The 14557-nt window shown below is 32.2% G+C and carries 15 protein-coding genes; 6 read left to right on the forward strand and 9 right to left on the reverse strand.

What is annotated here, in order from left to right; translation table 11 throughout:
- Positions 1 to 6 precede the first annotated feature (6 nt).
- The 4 genes from NK213_RS10770 to NK213_RS10785 all read right to left on the reverse strand — a co-directional run bounded on the left by NK213_RS10770 (position 7) and on the right by NK213_RS10785 (position 4030).
- Positions 7 to 1314: an alpha-amylase family glycosyl hydrolase gene (locus NK213_RS10770; protein WP_253348972.1), complete on the reverse strand. Its 1308-nt coding sequence runs from the start codon at positions 1312 to 1314 to the stop codon at positions 7 to 9.
- Between the two features lie 17 nt (positions 1315 to 1331).
- Positions 1332 to 2648 carry a tRNA (N6-isopentenyl adenosine(37)-C2)-methylthiotransferase MiaB gene (gene miaB, locus NK213_RS10775; RefSeq protein ID WP_256478705.1) on the reverse strand — a complete coding sequence of 439 codons (1317 nt, stop codon included), beginning with the start codon at positions 2646 to 2648 and terminating at the stop codon, positions 1332 to 1334.
- 254 nt (positions 2649 to 2902) lie between these two features.
- A complete protein-coding gene (locus NK213_RS10780) occupies positions 2903 to 3316 on the reverse strand; it encodes a hypothetical protein (RefSeq protein WP_253348974.1) in 414 nt (137 codons plus the stop codon).
- A 102-nt stretch (positions 3317 to 3418) separates the two neighbouring features.
- A complete protein-coding gene (locus NK213_RS10785) occupies positions 3419 to 4030 on the reverse strand; it encodes a ribonuclease H family protein (RefSeq protein ID WP_253348976.1) in 612 nt (203 codons plus the stop codon).
- Positions 4031 to 4241: 211 nt separating this feature from the next.
- On the opposite strand from NK213_RS10785, the gene NK213_RS10790 reads away from it, so the two are divergent.
- The 6 genes from NK213_RS10790 (at position 4242) to NK213_RS10815 (ending at position 8549) form a co-directional block, all read left to right on the forward strand.
- Positions 4242 to 4598 (forward strand): Fur family transcriptional regulator, encoded by a 357-nt coding sequence (locus NK213_RS10790; RefSeq protein WP_253348978.1) that lies wholly within the window; start codon positions 4242 to 4244, stop codon positions 4596 to 4598.
- Positions 4599 to 4620: 22 nt separating this feature from the next.
- Positions 4621 to 5526 carry a metal ABC transporter solute-binding protein, Zn/Mn family gene (locus tag NK213_RS10795; RefSeq protein WP_253348980.1) on the forward strand — a complete coding sequence of 302 codons (906 nt, stop codon included), beginning with the start codon at positions 4621 to 4623 and terminating at the stop codon, positions 5524 to 5526.
- A 2-nt stretch (positions 5527 to 5528) separates the two neighbouring features.
- Positions 5529 to 6194: a metal ABC transporter ATP-binding protein gene (locus NK213_RS10800; RefSeq protein ID WP_253348982.1), complete on the forward strand. Its 666-nt coding sequence runs from the start codon at positions 5529 to 5531 to the stop codon at positions 6192 to 6194.
- Positions 6195 to 7037 (forward strand): metal ABC transporter permease, encoded by an 843-nt coding sequence (locus tag NK213_RS10805; protein WP_253348984.1) that lies wholly within the window; start codon positions 6195 to 6197, stop codon positions 7035 to 7037. It abuts the gene before it with no gap.
- A 73-nt stretch (positions 7038 to 7110) separates the two neighbouring features.
- Positions 7111 to 7548, forward strand: a complete 438-nt coding sequence (locus NK213_RS10810; protein WP_253348986.1) for a Dps family protein — start codon at positions 7111 to 7113, stop codon at positions 7546 to 7548.
- A gap of 149 nt (positions 7549 to 7697) precedes the next feature.
- On the forward strand, positions 7698 to 8549 hold the full coding sequence (locus tag NK213_RS10815) for an aldo/keto reductase (protein ID WP_253348988.1): 852 nt from the start codon (positions 7698 to 7700) through the stop codon (positions 8547 to 8549).
- A gap of 82 nt (positions 8550 to 8631) precedes the next feature.
- On the opposite strand, the gene NK213_RS10820 is transcribed toward NK213_RS10815, so the two are convergent.
- The 5 genes from NK213_RS10820 to NK213_RS10840 all read right to left on the reverse strand — a co-directional run bounded on the left by NK213_RS10820 (position 8632) and on the right by NK213_RS10840 (position 13868).
- The gene (locus NK213_RS10820; protein WP_253348990.1) at positions 8632 to 9384 is read right to left on the reverse strand and encodes a DUF1003 domain-containing protein; all 753 of its coding nucleotides are present in this window, start codon (positions 9382 to 9384) and stop codon (positions 8632 to 8634) included.
- A gap of 75 nt (positions 9385 to 9459) precedes the next feature.
- Complete coding sequence (locus NK213_RS10825) at positions 9460 to 10542, reverse strand: SIMPL domain-containing protein (protein ID WP_253348991.1); 1083 nt, start codon at positions 10540 to 10542, stop codon at positions 9460 to 9462.
- A 17-nt stretch (positions 10543 to 10559) separates the two neighbouring features.
- On the reverse strand, positions 10560 to 11630 hold the full coding sequence (locus NK213_RS10830) for an SIMPL domain-containing protein (RefSeq protein ID WP_253348994.1): 1071 nt from the start codon (positions 11628 to 11630) through the stop codon (positions 10560 to 10562).
- 60 nt (positions 11631 to 11690) lie between these two features.
- Complete coding sequence (locus NK213_RS10835) at positions 11691 to 12758, reverse strand: SIMPL domain-containing protein (RefSeq protein WP_253348996.1); 1068 nt, start codon at positions 12756 to 12758, stop codon at positions 11691 to 11693.
- A gap of 27 nt (positions 12759 to 12785) precedes the next feature.
- Positions 12786 to 13868 carry an SIMPL domain-containing protein gene (locus NK213_RS10840; protein WP_253348998.1) on the reverse strand — a complete coding sequence of 361 codons (1083 nt, stop codon included), beginning with the start codon at positions 13866 to 13868 and terminating at the stop codon, positions 12786 to 12788.
- Between the last annotated feature and the right edge of the window lie 689 nt (positions 13869 to 14557).

Consider the following 14557-nt stretch of genomic DNA (forward strand, 5'->3'; position numbering starts at 1 on the left):
CATCCCCTATTTTAATTTTTGATAGAATATTTTTGCTTCACCAGGCTGCAGATAATATTCCAGATTATCTGATACCTCATCCATTCTGTGCCCGTGCGATATATCTTTTATACTGCTTCCCTCCATAATCTCAAACATATTGGGAACCTTCACGTCCATGCCAGTGCTGGTATTAATATTTGCTATCATAAAGATCTTTTCCGTATTGTCAGAAGATTTTTTAAAAAATGAAAAGATATCGCTGTTTTCAAAATCATAAATCTCTACAAGACCATCTTCTTTCAGTATAGTATATTCTGCTTTTATTTCATTGATTAACCTTATATCTTCGGCTATATCATAGTTTATTTCCTCATAGTCCTTATATGTGGTATTTACCACGTCTATTTTTTTTACAAAACCATACTCAAAACCAAGTGTAATTGCTATGCTCGAACAAAAATACGCCTCTATTGCATAATAGCACACTGCTTTTTTACTGTCCTTATTGTATTCTTTTGCGAATCTTTCAGTATCATGATTTTCAGGAAATGATAATGACGGACATCTTTTCGACCACTTAACATAATCCCGCAAAAACCATTCATCTTTAAAATTCCACCACTTCAAACTATTCATAACCAGATCGAAACCTGATTCTACTATTTTAATTATTTCTTCCGGAGTACAGCTTAAAGTTTCGGCCAAGAACAGTGTATCTGGATATTGTTTTTTTACTTCATCAATTAGATATTTCCAAAGACTGGAAGGGACCTGATATGCGGCATCGCATCTAAAACCTTTTATTCCTAGACCTGCATAATATAAGATATAGTCAAGCCAGTATTTCCAGAGATTCTCTTTATCGCTGGAATTTTCATTGTCAATCTTGGCTAAATCACCCCAGATAATTAGTTTATCACCGTCTAAAGCTCCAGGATTTTTTATTGTTCCGTCCTCATTTTTTTCATACCATTCAGGATTTTTTTCTATAAGTACGGAGTCAATGGACGTGTGATTTATCACAAGATCCATCATTACTTTCATTTCTCTTTTTTCTGCTTCAAGGCAAAACTCCCTTATACGGGAATCACCTGTCTCCCTGTATTTTTCTGCTTCTTTTTCCATTGTTTCATAATCAGTTCCAAAAAGTCTCGGATTATATGCATAATAATCTTTTATGGAATAAATGGAACCTGAGAATCCCGGAAGATGAAAAGGATTCACATAAACCCAGTCAAAATTCATAAAGTCTATGTCATCCAGTTTTTCAACCCAGTTTTCAAAATTTTTCAAAAGATAAGGATACAGGTTATAAATTCTTGCATTAGTCATATCTTTCCTCCCCTTACTCAGACTAATTCACCATATAACGTCCATGTTTTTGTTTCATATATTTTCACATCCACAAATTTCCCTTTGAGATCCTCGTCACTCTTGAATAGTACGATTTTATGAGTCGAAGTTCTCCCTGTGAGCATATCGGGATTTTTGCTGCTAGGCCCGTCTACCAGAACCTTTAATGTCTGTCCGTAATATCTTTTGCTCTCTTCTTTTGCTCTTGCGTTCTGTAATCTCATCAACTGCTGAAGTCTCTCTTTCTTTACCTGTTCAGGCACCTGCTCTTCCAGCACTGCCGCCGGTGTTCCGCTTCTTTTAGAGTACATAAACATAAATGCATTTTCAAAGCCTACCTGATCTACCACATCCAGTGTATCCTGAAAGTCTTCATCAGTTTCACCCGGAAATCCTACTATTATGTCAGTTGTTATGCCTATATCCGGAATTTCTCTTTTTATTTTTAGAGCCAGTTCTATAAATTCTTCCTTTGTATAACCTCTGTTCATTGCTTCGAGTATACTCGTAGACCCTGACTGAAGAGGCAGGTGAAGCATTCTTGCTATTTTAGGATTTTCTGCTATTGCCTTTATCACAGAGTCTGTAAAGTCTTTTGGATGCGGCGAAATATACTTTATCCAAAAATCTCCCTCTATACTTGCAGCTTTTGTCAGAAGTCCGGCAAAATCTTCTCCCATATCAATTCTGTCACTTCCGTAAGAATTCACGTTCTGCCCTAAAAATAGTATTTCTTTGTAACCTTTATCTGCATACTGCTTCACATCTTCAAGTATTTCCCTCATAGGAACTGATCTTTCCATACCTCGTACATAAGGAACTATACAAAATGTGCAGTAATTATTACAACCATAAGTTATCGAAACAGATGCCACGATATCATCACCAAAATCAGCATCTACCCTTTTTGGTAGCTCATCTTCATCTTCCACCAGTACCACATGATCTACTGTTCCTTTCTGTATCTTTTCTATGATATCAGAAAGCTTGGCAATGTTCTGGTTTCCAATTACCAGATCCACAAACGGCGTTTTCTTGATGAATTCTTCCCTGACTTCCTGAGCCAGACAGCCTGTTACGCCTACTATCATACCATCTTTTTTTTCTTTTAATTTTTTTAATTCTCCTAATTTCCCATAGACCTTTACTGCTGCTCCTTCTCTTACAGTACATGTATTCAGAAGAACAAGATCAGAAACATCTATATCATCAACAATCTCATACCCGATAGACTGAAGCATTTTCTTCATTTTTGCACTTTCATTTACATTCATTTGACAGCCGTAAGTAATTATTGTTGCTTTTTTGTCCAATTTTTTAAACCATCCTTTCAACAAATCTCCTTATCCTTCAGCAAGCTTAGAATTCATATGACGTTTTTCCTTTGCTGCTAAAGTATTTACACCTTATTTATGTATGCTAATATATTTTTTTTAAAGTTAAGGTACTAACATAACATTATATTACATTTTCAGAAAAAATAAAATGTTTTTTTATAAAATAAAAGATTAATATTACTTTTTTATAAAATAAAATCCCGTTATCTAGAAATAAAGGGATTTTTATGTTAGTCTATTATAACTTCTGTATGGTATCTGTCTTCCGGAGCTCTGTAATTTACTATTCTGTTAACATAAATAGTACCTTCTTTTATCTCTCCCTGCACTTCCAAGTTTATATATTCATATGACTGAACATCAAACTTATCTGTTACTTTTTGAACTATATTTTCCAGAAGCCCTGTATTATCTACTAGATTATAACTTATCTCTTTATCTTTCAAAATCAGTCTGTCTTTCTTATAAACAAAAACTCCTGTGGCTGGATAATACTGCCCTTCTCTTATCTGCCCTACCGGCTTTGGCGCCTCTGTTGCTGCAGTTGTAGTTTTAGATGTCTGCGTTTTTTTGCTGTTCTTTTTATTTGCTGATGAACATGACATCAACAGTAATAAAATTAAGAATATTGATAACTTTTTCATATATTTCCTCCAAATATTATATATTTAATTTCTTTTATCTTTCCCTATTATTATACATATTTTTCCCTGTTAATTCAAGTTTTCATATTCAGCTTTACGGCTTTATTTATGAAAGCCCAGATCAGCCGGATTATAATCACCTGATATGTGTTCTGCTTTTCCTCCGTTTTTTTCATACTCTTTCCTCATTACAGCTACTTTTTCTATAAGCTCCACAGTATCTTCCTCAAGCTTATCCCTGTTAAAAATTCCTTTTGACCAGTAATCAAGAATCAGCTTACTGTCACCGTATATCATCGTTATTCCTTTTTTCACAGCATATTTCAAAGCTATATATATTCCCACAAGCTCGCCGTAATTATTTGTTCGTCCTTTTTTCAATACATAATTGCCGTGAACAGAAACTTTTTCCTCAGAAAGTATTTTGGGTAAAAGAGAATTGCCTTTATAGTCCGTTACACGTACTTCCACGCCTATGCCGCGCCCTGTTCCCGCATCAAAGTAAAGTGCTTTTTTATCTAAGACAGGTGCTTTCTTCTCCTTAATTTCATATTCTGCTCCGGAATCAAGCCATTCTTTGGCATCATCACGTGACGGAAATGATTTATAACGTGCTTTCTGACCTTTTACCAGTATTTCGCATTCTTTCCAGTTTTCCAGAATCCCGCTTTCGTCACTTTCCACAAGATAATATGCATAATATTTTTTTGCCATTTTTCTCCGGTTTCACTTTCAAATTTTTTTTAATTATAGCATATTATAAGGTTTTTAAAAAGTATAATATTCTTAATTATTTACGCTGTCAGTGTCATCTCTCATTACAGAGGTATTTTTAGTTTACTGAAAGTATTATTTGACAAACTTTAAAATAAATACTAAAATAATATGCGAATGATTTGCAAATTTATATAAGGTGATAAAAATTATGAAACATTTAACAAAAAACAGAAAAGAGATTCTGGATATAATCTCTGATTCCAAAAAACCGCTTAACGTAAAGCAAATAAAGACAAAAGTAGATTTTGATACTTCCACTATATACAGAGCTTTGGATTTTCTGGAAAATCTCGAGTATATACATTCCGTAATTTTTGATAATGAAAAATATTATTTCAAAGATAAAGACGGAAATTTTATTATATGTAATTCATGCAGGGAAATAGAAGTTTTTCCTGTTCAGTCTGTTAGTGAGGAAGAAAATATACTGAAACAAAAATTCGGCTTTTTGCCGTTATCTCATATTTTTTTATTTAAAGGTCTTTGCAGAAAATGTAACACATAATCCATGAAAGGAGATATTAATTATGAACAAAATATCAAAATACTTAATTACAGGCCTGTTTTTTCTTCTTTTTTTATTTTCATGCCAAAATCAGAAGAATCCCGATACATCCGCTGCTTCTGAAAATGCTGCTGCTTCAGATAAAAAAAATCATATTTCGGTAAGTATCCCGCCGTTAAAATGGATCACGGAAAAAATAGCCGGAGACGATTTTACGGTAACATCTGTAGTCAGTTCTAATATAAGTCCCGAATTATTTGATCCGTCGGTAAAAACTATTGAACAGCTTGAAGAATCAGACTTATATTTCTCTTTTGATTTATTTGCTTTTGAACATAAACTGGAAGATGCTGTAAGTAATCCCGGAAAGATATATAATGTTCTGGAAAATAATACCGGACTGCTGAAAGAAGCTGAAAACGAACATGCAGGAGAAGGACACAGCCACGGCGAATATGACCCGCATGTGTGGTTTTCTATGGATATAGATTCTTCAATTGCTGAAAACATCAAAAATGTTCTTTCGGAAAAATATCCCGAAAAAAAAGAAATATTTGAAAAAAATTATTCTGATTTTATTTCAGAAATTAACAGTTTCAAAGCCGGATTAAAGGATTCTGTCAACAGTAAGAAAAGCAGGATTTTTGTTATTTATCATCCCGCGCTTACTTACTTTGCAAAAGAATATAATCTTACGCAGATATCTGTAGAACAGGAAGGAAAAGAACCTACTGCACAATATTTACAGACTGTAATAGATGAAATCAGAAAAAACAATGTAGCAGTTCTTCTGGTACAGCCTCAGTTCCCGAAAAGTTCTGTGGAACTGATTTCCAAAGAAGTTCCCGGTATAAAAATTATAGAATTCAATCCCCTTGAGGAAAATATTTTTGACAATCTGAAAAAACTTACAGATTCATTGGAGTGAATATGACTAAACATTTGATTGAAATAAATAATCTGAATTTCAAATATGAAAATAATATAATACTGGATGATGTTTCTTTTAATATTACACAAAATGAAAACATAGGTATTTTGGGAAGAAACGGCGGTGGCAAGTCTACTTTAATAAAACTGATTCTCGGATTCCTAAAGCCTTCATCCGGTTCGATAAAATATAATATAGACAGAAAAAAGACGGGATATCTCCCGCAAATAAGGGAATTTGACGCGTCTTTCCCGATTTCGGTATATGATCTTGTTATATCAGGACTTACAGACAAAAAAAATCTGTTCAGAAAATTTAACTCGCAGGAAAAGAGGTCTGCTTCTGATATTATGGAAGAATTCGGCATACTGGAATTACAGGAGAAGCTTATAAACGAAGTTTCAGGCGGCCAGCTGCAGAGAGCCCTCATAGCCAGAGCGCTTATTTCTAATCCTGAACTGATTATACTTGATGAACCTGAGTCATTTCTGGATAAAAATTTCGAAGCAAAATTATATAATAAAATAAAAACATTAAAAGATTCCACAGTAATTATTATTTCACATGAACTGGACGAAATTTATAAATATATTGATTCAGTTTTACTTGTGGAAAAGGAAGCAAAATTTTATAAAGACAAAAATACTTTTATGAAAGGCAGATAAATGGACTTTATTACTTCAATATTAAAATATCCTTTTATGCAGAATGCATTAATCGTGGGATTTTTATCAAGCATATGCTGCGGTACCATAGGAACATACATAGTCAATAAAAAAATGGTATTTATTTCTTCCAGTATCAGCCATGCTTCATACGGAGGAATCGGAATCGGCTTATATCTGATCTCGGTATTTAATCTTCCTATAAAAGATCCTATACTTTTTGCACTTATTTTTTCCATATTTTCAGGAGTTCTTATTTTGCTTCTAAAAGATAAGTTTAACTTGAAAGATGATCTTAGTATAGGAATAATCATGACTTTCGGAATGGCTGTGGGAATTATTTTTTCCTTTATGACACCGGGCTATCAGGCCGATCTCTCTACTTACCTTTTTGGGAATATACTTTTATCGAACAAAGGGAATATAATATTTTTATTAGTTTTAGACATTATAATTATTATTGTTTTTTTTATTTTTTATAAAGCAATTATTTATAGCAGCTTTGATGAAAATTTTTATAATATTTATGGAGTTCCTGTAAAATTTATAAATTATCTGTTGATAATTCTGATATCTTCTGCTATTATAATAAATATAAAGACAATCGGTATCATTTTAATTATTTCTATATTGACAATTCCACAGGCGACAGCCTCACTGCTAGTAAAAAAGTACTATTTAATAATTATTCTTTCGGGGATTTTCTCATTTTTGGGAATACTTTCCGGTTTATATTTTTCATACAGTCTGAATATTCCTTCAGGCCCGGCAATAATACTGTCACTTACAGTTATTCTTTTGTTCACCAAAGGTTTTAGACGATTACTCAAAAAAACTGCTTGACAAAAACTAAGAAGAAGTGCATTATATTAAATATAAAAATGAAATGATTATAAATTTATAGGAGGTACATATTATGTCAAATGTAATTGAAAAACTAAACGTATATCTTGCGGATCTGAATGTATTGTACAGAAAGGTTCAAAACTATCACTGGAATGTGGACGGAAGAAATTTCTTTACAATCCACGCAAAATTGGAAGAGTATTATGATGAAATCAATGAAAACATCGACAGTATCGCAGAAAGAATTTTATCTATCAAGGGAAGACCATATGGAACTATGAAAAAATATCTTGAAATTACAAACATAAAAGAGGCTTCAGATGAAGAAATTGCTGATCTTGATTTAGTAAAAATTTTAAAAGTAGATTTCGAAGCTCTTTTAGGTGAAGTAAAAGATATCAAAGCTGCTGCTGATGAAGCAAATGACTACGGAACTTCAGCTATGATGGACGAATTAATCATGGGATATGAAACAAAATTATGGATGCTTGGTGCGTTCTTAAAGTAAGAGACACTTTTTAGATAAATAGATATAAAACCGGATTGTGGTCCGGTTTTTTTATTATAATCCTCTTTTTCCCAAAAAATCTCTTGACCTGGAGTTACTCCAGAGGTGTAAAATATAATAAGATGTTTTATAAAATAAGGAGGCTCAATATGAAAAACATAACTTTAAATAATGGAGTTCAAATGCCTGTATTAGGATTTGGTGTTTACCAAATTACGGATCAGACTGAATGCGAACAGGCTGTTTACGATGCACTTATGGCAGGCTACAGACTTATTGATACTGCCGCTGCTTATAAAAATGAAGAAGCTGTGGGAAAAGCAATTATCAGAAGCGGAATTCCCAGAAAAAAACTGTTTATTACCACTAAACTATGGATTCAGGATGCGGGTTATGAAAATACAAAGAGGGCTTTTGAAGAGTCACTTAAAAGACTTCAAACAGATTATCTTGATCTGTTCCTGATACACCAGCCTTTTGGTGATGTTTACGGATCATGGCGCGCTATGGAAGACTTATACAATGACGGGAAAATCCGTGCTATTGGTGTGAGCAATTTTCTTCCTGACCGTCTCCTTGATCTTATTTTACACAATAAAATCACTCCTGCGGTTAATCAGGTGGAAACTCACCCCTTTCTTCAGCAGACTGAAAATGCAAAGTTTATGAAAGAAAATAAAGTACAGATAGAATCATGGGCTCCGTTTGCCGAAGGGAAAAATAATATATTTCAAAATGAGACTCTTACATTAATTGCAGATAAATATAAAAAATCTGTTGCACAGGTAATTTTGAGATGGCTGACTCAGAGAGAAATTGTCGTTATCCCGAAATCTGTTCATAAAGAAAGAATTATTGAAAATTTTGATATTTTTGATTTTGAAATTGCACAGGAAGATATGGAAAAAATTGCAGCGCTGGATACTAATACAAGCAGCTTTTTTTCACATCGTGATCCGGAAATGGTAAAATTCCTTGCCAATAGAAGATATGACGAGTAATTTTTATTTAAAACAGCCCTGTGAGCTTATCATCAGGGCTGTTTTATATATTTTCAATTTTATTTATAAATTTTACATTCTGCTATTTTATAGTATGGTTCTTCTTTTCGTATGATTCCATCTTATTTTGCAGATCTTCAAGCAATTCCATCTGAATTCCCTGTATTTCCACAAGTTTGTCCCATTGCTCAGTGATCAGATGATTTAGTTTTTCATGAAGAATCTTGATTTCTATTTCTGCTTTCAGATTTACCTGATAGTCATTCTCAGCTCTTATTCTGTCTTTTTCTTCCTGTCTGTTCTGGCTCATCATAATCACAGGAGCCTGAAGAGCAGCAAGACACGAAAGAACCAGATTCAATAAAATATAAGGGTAAGGATCAAAAGGCTTTTTCATAAGCGCTACACTGTTTAATATAATCCAGAATAATAAAATAGATATAAAAATCAGTATAAAAGTCCAGCTTCCTCCGAACTTAGCTACAGAATCAGCTATATTCTGTCCTATGACCTGCTTTCTGGAATATTCTTTATTGCTGTTTTCAGATATAATTTCTTTATTCAGTATACTGTTTAGCACTTCCTCCTCAGTCTGTGCATAAGCTTTTTCTTTTCTCAGCAATGATTCTATATACTTTTTTCTGTAATAATTCAAATCAGAACTAGATATGAAAGTATCTTCGGTAAATTCCGGATGATCTTCCATTATTAATTCTGAAATTTCGTGATAAATACTTCTTAGAAAAATCCCGTTATTACTATTCCTGATGTATTTTCCAGCATATTTTTTCATTATTTTCCAGCCTTTCCCTATAGTTTCTTCAGTAATTTTCATTAAACTGTCTATCACCTTATCTTACCATATTTCTGTGCTTGAATAAAAACCTAAAATATCTTTTTCCTTAAATTTTTAATCAGTTAAAGCTTGGGATTTCTCTATTTGAAATTCAATATTTACAGTTTTGGAAATTGTGATTTTTCCGGGATTTATTATCAGATTACTGCTGTTTGCAAGCTTTATCAGATCATTATCGGATTTTTTCGCAATCTCGTCAATATCTTCATAAAAATTATTATAGCTGTCAAAATAATCATAAACAGGTTCCGCCTGCCCTGTACTGTTATCTGTTATCATAAGGGGCTTTTTCAGACTCAGGTCTGTTTTCCCGAGAATTTTTTCTGCTTTTCCCAGAGCTTCCCTGTAAGCTTTCTCATATAATTTATTTTCTAATACTGTTTTATTATCAACATCATACTCAATATAGCCTTCGGGATAAATATTCAGAGCAAAGGCCAGATTAATGATTTTACCTATGTTTTTTATATCCCTTGTCTGTATCTTTATTCTATGGTTAACAGTCCCTCTGTCCACCTCTTTTTCCACATATTCTTCAAGGCTGTTTTCTTCTGTATCATAAGAAGCTATAGACATTTTTGAAACAAGTCCTGATTTTAGGATTTTTGTCTCCATCTGTTTATATCTGTTAAGCGTTTTCTGATATGATGCCTTGCTTTCAGGCGCACTTTCTTCTATGCTGAATTCATACTCACCTGTTTTGTCTCCGGCTTTTGAAAAATAATCTATATTTTCCGCTGAAAGTATCCCTGTAATTTCTCTCAGATTTTCCTGATTATCAACAGTAATTTCTATATTCAGCATAGTAACGTATTCTTTTTTCCCTTCATTTTTCAAAACTGAATCCCAGTCTTTTGTTTCATATGAATCATATAATTCTGATTCTATTTTTTCATATTTTACACCTGATTTAGACAGCAGCTTTTTAAACCTTTGAAGTATTCTGGCATTCTCGTCACTGGCTTTCTTAAGAGTTTCCTTTTCTGTGGTAATAACAAATGTTATCCCTGCTGTATCAGGGGAAAAAGTTTCGGATGCAGTTCCTGTTACCTGAATTCGTTTATAAAAAACGTCACTTTCTTCTGAATAAATAATAATTGTAAAAATCAATACTAAAACTGCTGTTATTTTTCTCATATTTTCCCGAATCCCTTCTACTTCATCTCAAAAAGAACGCTTACATTCTGAGTCAGCTTTATTACCTGAGGCTTGTAATCTACCTGCGGCTTTGGAGCCGGAGCCATCATTTTTGCTGATATTCCAGCTGAATTTACCCTCATATCCTCATCATAGCTCATTTCACTTTGTGCAATCTGTCTGCTATAGTTATAATCCTGCTGAATAGCCAGATTTTGATAAGATATACTTTCGCTTACCACCAGAGGATCTCCGAGTCTCATTTCACTTGATTTCAATATGCTTGCAGCCTTAGTTTTCGTCTGCTCGTAGGCAGTATTATAAAGCTCCGACTCTATCTTTTCTTTATTCGATATATCAAAGGCTATGCTTCCCTGTATATTTATTTTGTTATTTTCTGCTATTTTTATTACATCATTTATTTTATTTATATCTTTCAATTCCAGTACAAAGTCATTATATACATTATGATAATCCTTTGTTTTCAAAGGCTTGTTATCTACTGTTTCTTTTGATACAGTGGAATAAGAATATACAGATATATCATTTCCGCTTATCCCTAGTCTTGCCAGCTGAGACTTCACATTATCATATACCTTAAATGTATCTGATATTGCTGTTGCTTTTTCAGGATTATTTCTGTTTATTTCCCCGTAATATATTGACTTGTCTGTACTGTCACTTTTCAGACTTTTTATCTTGTTGCTTTCAGACAAACTTATCAGATCAGGTATTTTTGTAAGATCAGTTACTTTTATGGCAAAATACAATGTTGTGTAATATTCCGTTTTTTTACTTTCCGCTGTATCTCTTTCACTTGTTTTCTGTGTGTAATAATTATATGTTTCTATATTTCCCAAAGGAATATTTTTCTTTTTTAGTTCATTTTTAAAATTTTCCATATTCTGTGAATTTTCCTGCCCTGCTTTTTTCAGGTCTTCATTCTTTGTATATACCCTGAAATTCATCTTTGCTATATCAGGCATAACTTCTTTTTCCGCATTTCCGGTAACACTTATTTTCCTTATAGGTTCACTAAATATAAATACTGAAAATATCAAAGTTAATACTAAAATGATCTTTTTCATTTTCTCTCCTTTTCTTTCCGGTTCGTTCCTGTTTTAAAAAACCGGAATTATGAATATGCACTATTTTTTATTCATCTGGAATTCTATATTTACTGTTTTTGTTACAGTTAATTTTCTGGGGCTTATTACTAAATTTGAAGTACCTGCCAGATCCATAAGCTCTTTATCGCTGCTTTTCTTTACTACATCTGCTGCTCTTGCCAATGAATTATAGTTATTAAAATATTCATTGTAAGGCTGTATGCTGTATCTGCTGTCATCAGTTATAGAAAGCGGTTTTTGCAGGTTTAGATCTGTTTTTGCAAGTATTTTATCAGCTTTCTTTTTTGCTTCAAGATAAGCTTTTTCATATAATCTGTTTTCTATTTGTTCTTTATTATTAATATCATATTGTATATAGCTGTTTGGCGTAATATTCAGTGTATATCCCAGAGTTATAAGTTTACCAAGATTTTTTACATCACTTGTTTTTATTTTTATTACGTGAGTTACCACATATTTTTCTTTTTTTACTCTGTCATATTTTTCCAGACTCTTTTCTCCTGTATCATAAGAGGCTATTCTTACACCGTCTATAAGATTTGTTTTCAGCACTTTATTTTCAAGATTTTTATATCTTTCCAGTGCTTTTTGATATGAAGTCTTAGTATCCGCAGCACTTTCACTTATATTAAAGTTATATATCCCGAATTCTCTTCCTGACTTTGAAAAATAGTTTATATTTTCACCTGAAAGTGTATTTACTATTTCTCTCAGTTTATTCTGGTCATGAACTGTAATCTCTATATTTAAAGTAGTCGAATATTCTTTTTCACCTTTATTTACAAGTATAGAATCCCAATATTCCCTCTTATTGGAATTATATGTTACAGATTCTATTTTTTCATATTTTACACCTGACTTTGAAAGTAAAGTTTTGTATCTTTCAAGAAGTCCTGCATTTTCGTCGCTTGCTTTGTTCATATCCTCATTCTCTGTATAAATGGTAAACATTATACTTGCCGTGTCGGGCATCAGTGTTTCCGTAGATGTCCCTGTTACCTGAATTCGTTTATAAAAGAGATCGCTTTCATCTGAAAATATCATTACAGAAAAAATCGTCAGTAAAATCAATATAATTTTTTTCATATTTTATCCTTTCTATTCCTTTTATATTTATTTCATTTCATAAAGTACACTTACATTTTGAGTCAGCTTCATTACTTGCGGTTTATAGTCTATTTGTGGTTTGGCTTCCATTACGGCTGTTGCTGGTTTCTCTGCCATCACATAACCCATGTTAATATCTATGCCGCCTCTTATCTCCACTGCTCTATCTGCATAAATTTGTTTATTGTAATTATAATCCTGCTGGACAGCTATATTCTGATAAGATATACTTTCACTCACCACTAAAGGATCTCCTAATTTCATTTCACTCGATTTCAATATACTTGCAGCTTTTGCTTTTGTCTGCTCGTAAGCTGTATTATATAACTCTGATTCTATCTGATCTTTATTTGATATATCAAATGCTATGCTTCCCTGTACATTTATCTTGTTATCCTCTGCTATTTTTATTACATCGTTTATTTTACTTATATCTTTCAGCTCTAGTGTAAAATCATTGTACACATTATGGTATTCCTTATTTTTTATTGATTTATTATCTGTTGTTTCCTGAGATACTGTTGAATATGAATACACCGAAATATCATTCCCGCTGATTCCGAGTTTCGCCAGCTGTGATTTTATGCTGTCATACACCTTAAATGTATCTGATATTGCTGTTGCTTTCTGTGAATTGTTTCTTTTTATTTCACCGTAGTATATTGACTTGTCTGTACTGTCACTTTTCAGACTTTTTATTTTATTGCTCTCAGACAGACTTATCAAATCAGGAATTTTTGTAAGATCTGTTACCTTTATCGCAAAATTTAATGTTGTGTAATATTCTGTTTTTTTATTTTCTGCGCCGTCTCTTTCACTGCTCTTTTGTGTGAAATAATTATATGTTTCTATACCCGATACAGGAATATTTTTCTTTTTTAGTTCGTTTTTAAAATTTTCCATATTTTTAGAATTTTCCTGTCCGGCTTTTTTGAGGTCCTCATTCTTAGTGTATACCCTGAAATTTATCTTTGCTATATCAGGCATGACCTCCTTTTCTGCATTTCCTGTAACACTTAATTTCCTTATGGGCTCACTGAATATAAATACTGAGAGTCCCAAAGTCAACATTAAAATAAGTCTTTTCATCTTCGCTCCTTTTCTTTTTATTTTTCTTACCCTGATTATAATAAATCAGATTTGCAAAATCAATCTGTGAATTTTTTTATATTTTGATGATATTACAATTAATCTTAACTGTTTTGATATTTATTTTCTGAATTACGAATCTTACCATTTTTAATAAAATTCGTAACTTAGACATAAATATTTATATTATTAAAACAAAATAATGTTCTCTATTTTGAAATTCCTCCGTAATTAAACCCTTCGAAAGTCTGCCCTAATCTTAATATATCATGATTTTATCTCTATCCAATACATTGAGATTTCCATTCCCAAAACCAATATCATACTAAATTTTAGAATATATTAATAATCATTAGTATTGAACATAACTTGATTAATACTGCTATTATTATCACAGAAAATACTGAAACCATAAAAATATTAGGTATTCTGCTTATATTTCTATCAGATAACTGAATAATAAAAAAATACATTATTAAAAGTAAAAATAAATAAATCAGTGAAATCAAAGGATACAAAATATCAAAGCTTGAATTTCCTATAGCTGTTTTTAGTGAATTCATATTTATATACAAAGCTAAGCCTTCTGCAAACAATGTCATAAAACTTAGCGGGAGTGTGCAAGAAAGTCTGTAAATTAAATCTGATATAATAAAAGATTTGTTTTTCATATATTGATTTATCTATTA

The sequence above is a fragment of the Sebaldella sp. S0638 genome (genome assembly GCF_024158605.1).
Lineage (GTDB): Bacteria > Fusobacteriota > Fusobacteriia > Fusobacteriales > Leptotrichiaceae > Sebaldella.

Excerpts from the sequence above, each read along its gene's own strand:
- NK213_RS10770 (WP_253348972.1), bottom strand. The coding sequence starts at position 1,314 with ATGACTAATGCAAGAATTTATAACCTGTATCCTTATCTTTTGAAAAAT.
- NK213_RS10780 (WP_253348974.1), bottom strand. The coding sequence starts at position 3,316 with ATGAAAAAGTTATCAATATTCTTAATTTTATTACTGTTGATGTCATGT.
- NK213_RS10785 (WP_253348976.1), bottom strand. The coding sequence starts at position 4,030 with ATGGCAAAAAAATATTATGCATATTATCTTGTGGAAAGTGACGAAAGC.
- NK213_RS10790 (WP_253348978.1), top strand. The coding sequence starts at position 4,242 with ATGAAACATTTAACAAAAAACAGAAAAGAGATTCTGGATATAATCTCT.
- NK213_RS10795 (WP_253348980.1), top strand. The coding sequence starts at position 4,621 with ATGAACAAAATATCAAAATACTTAATTACAGGCCTGTTTTTTCTTCTT.
- NK213_RS10800 (WP_253348982.1), top strand. The coding sequence starts at position 5,529 with ATGACTAAACATTTGATTGAAATAAATAATCTGAATTTCAAATATGAA.
- NK213_RS10805 (WP_253348984.1), top strand. The coding sequence starts at position 6,195 with ATGGACTTTATTACTTCAATATTAAAATATCCTTTTATGCAGAATGCA.
- NK213_RS10810 (WP_253348986.1), top strand. The coding sequence starts at position 7,111 with ATGTCAAATGTAATTGAAAAACTAAACGTATATCTTGCGGATCTGAAT.
- NK213_RS10815 (WP_253348988.1), top strand. The coding sequence starts at position 7,698 with ATGAAAAACATAACTTTAAATAATGGAGTTCAAATGCCTGTATTAGGA.
- NK213_RS10820 (WP_253348990.1), bottom strand. The coding sequence starts at position 9,384 with ATGAAAATTACTGAAGAAACTATAGGGAAAGGCTGGAAAATAATGAAA.
- NK213_RS10825 (WP_253348991.1), bottom strand. The coding sequence starts at position 10,542 with ATGAGAAAAATAACAGCAGTTTTAGTATTGATTTTTACAATTATTATT.
- NK213_RS10830 (WP_253348994.1), bottom strand. The coding sequence starts at position 11,630 with ATGAAAAAGATCATTTTAGTATTAACTTTGATATTTTCAGTATTTATA.
- NK213_RS10835 (WP_253348996.1), bottom strand. The coding sequence starts at position 12,758 with ATGAAAAAAATTATATTGATTTTACTGACGATTTTTTCTGTAATGATA.
- NK213_RS10840 (WP_253348998.1), bottom strand. The coding sequence starts at position 13,868 with ATGAAAAGACTTATTTTAATGTTGACTTTGGGACTCTCAGTATTTATA.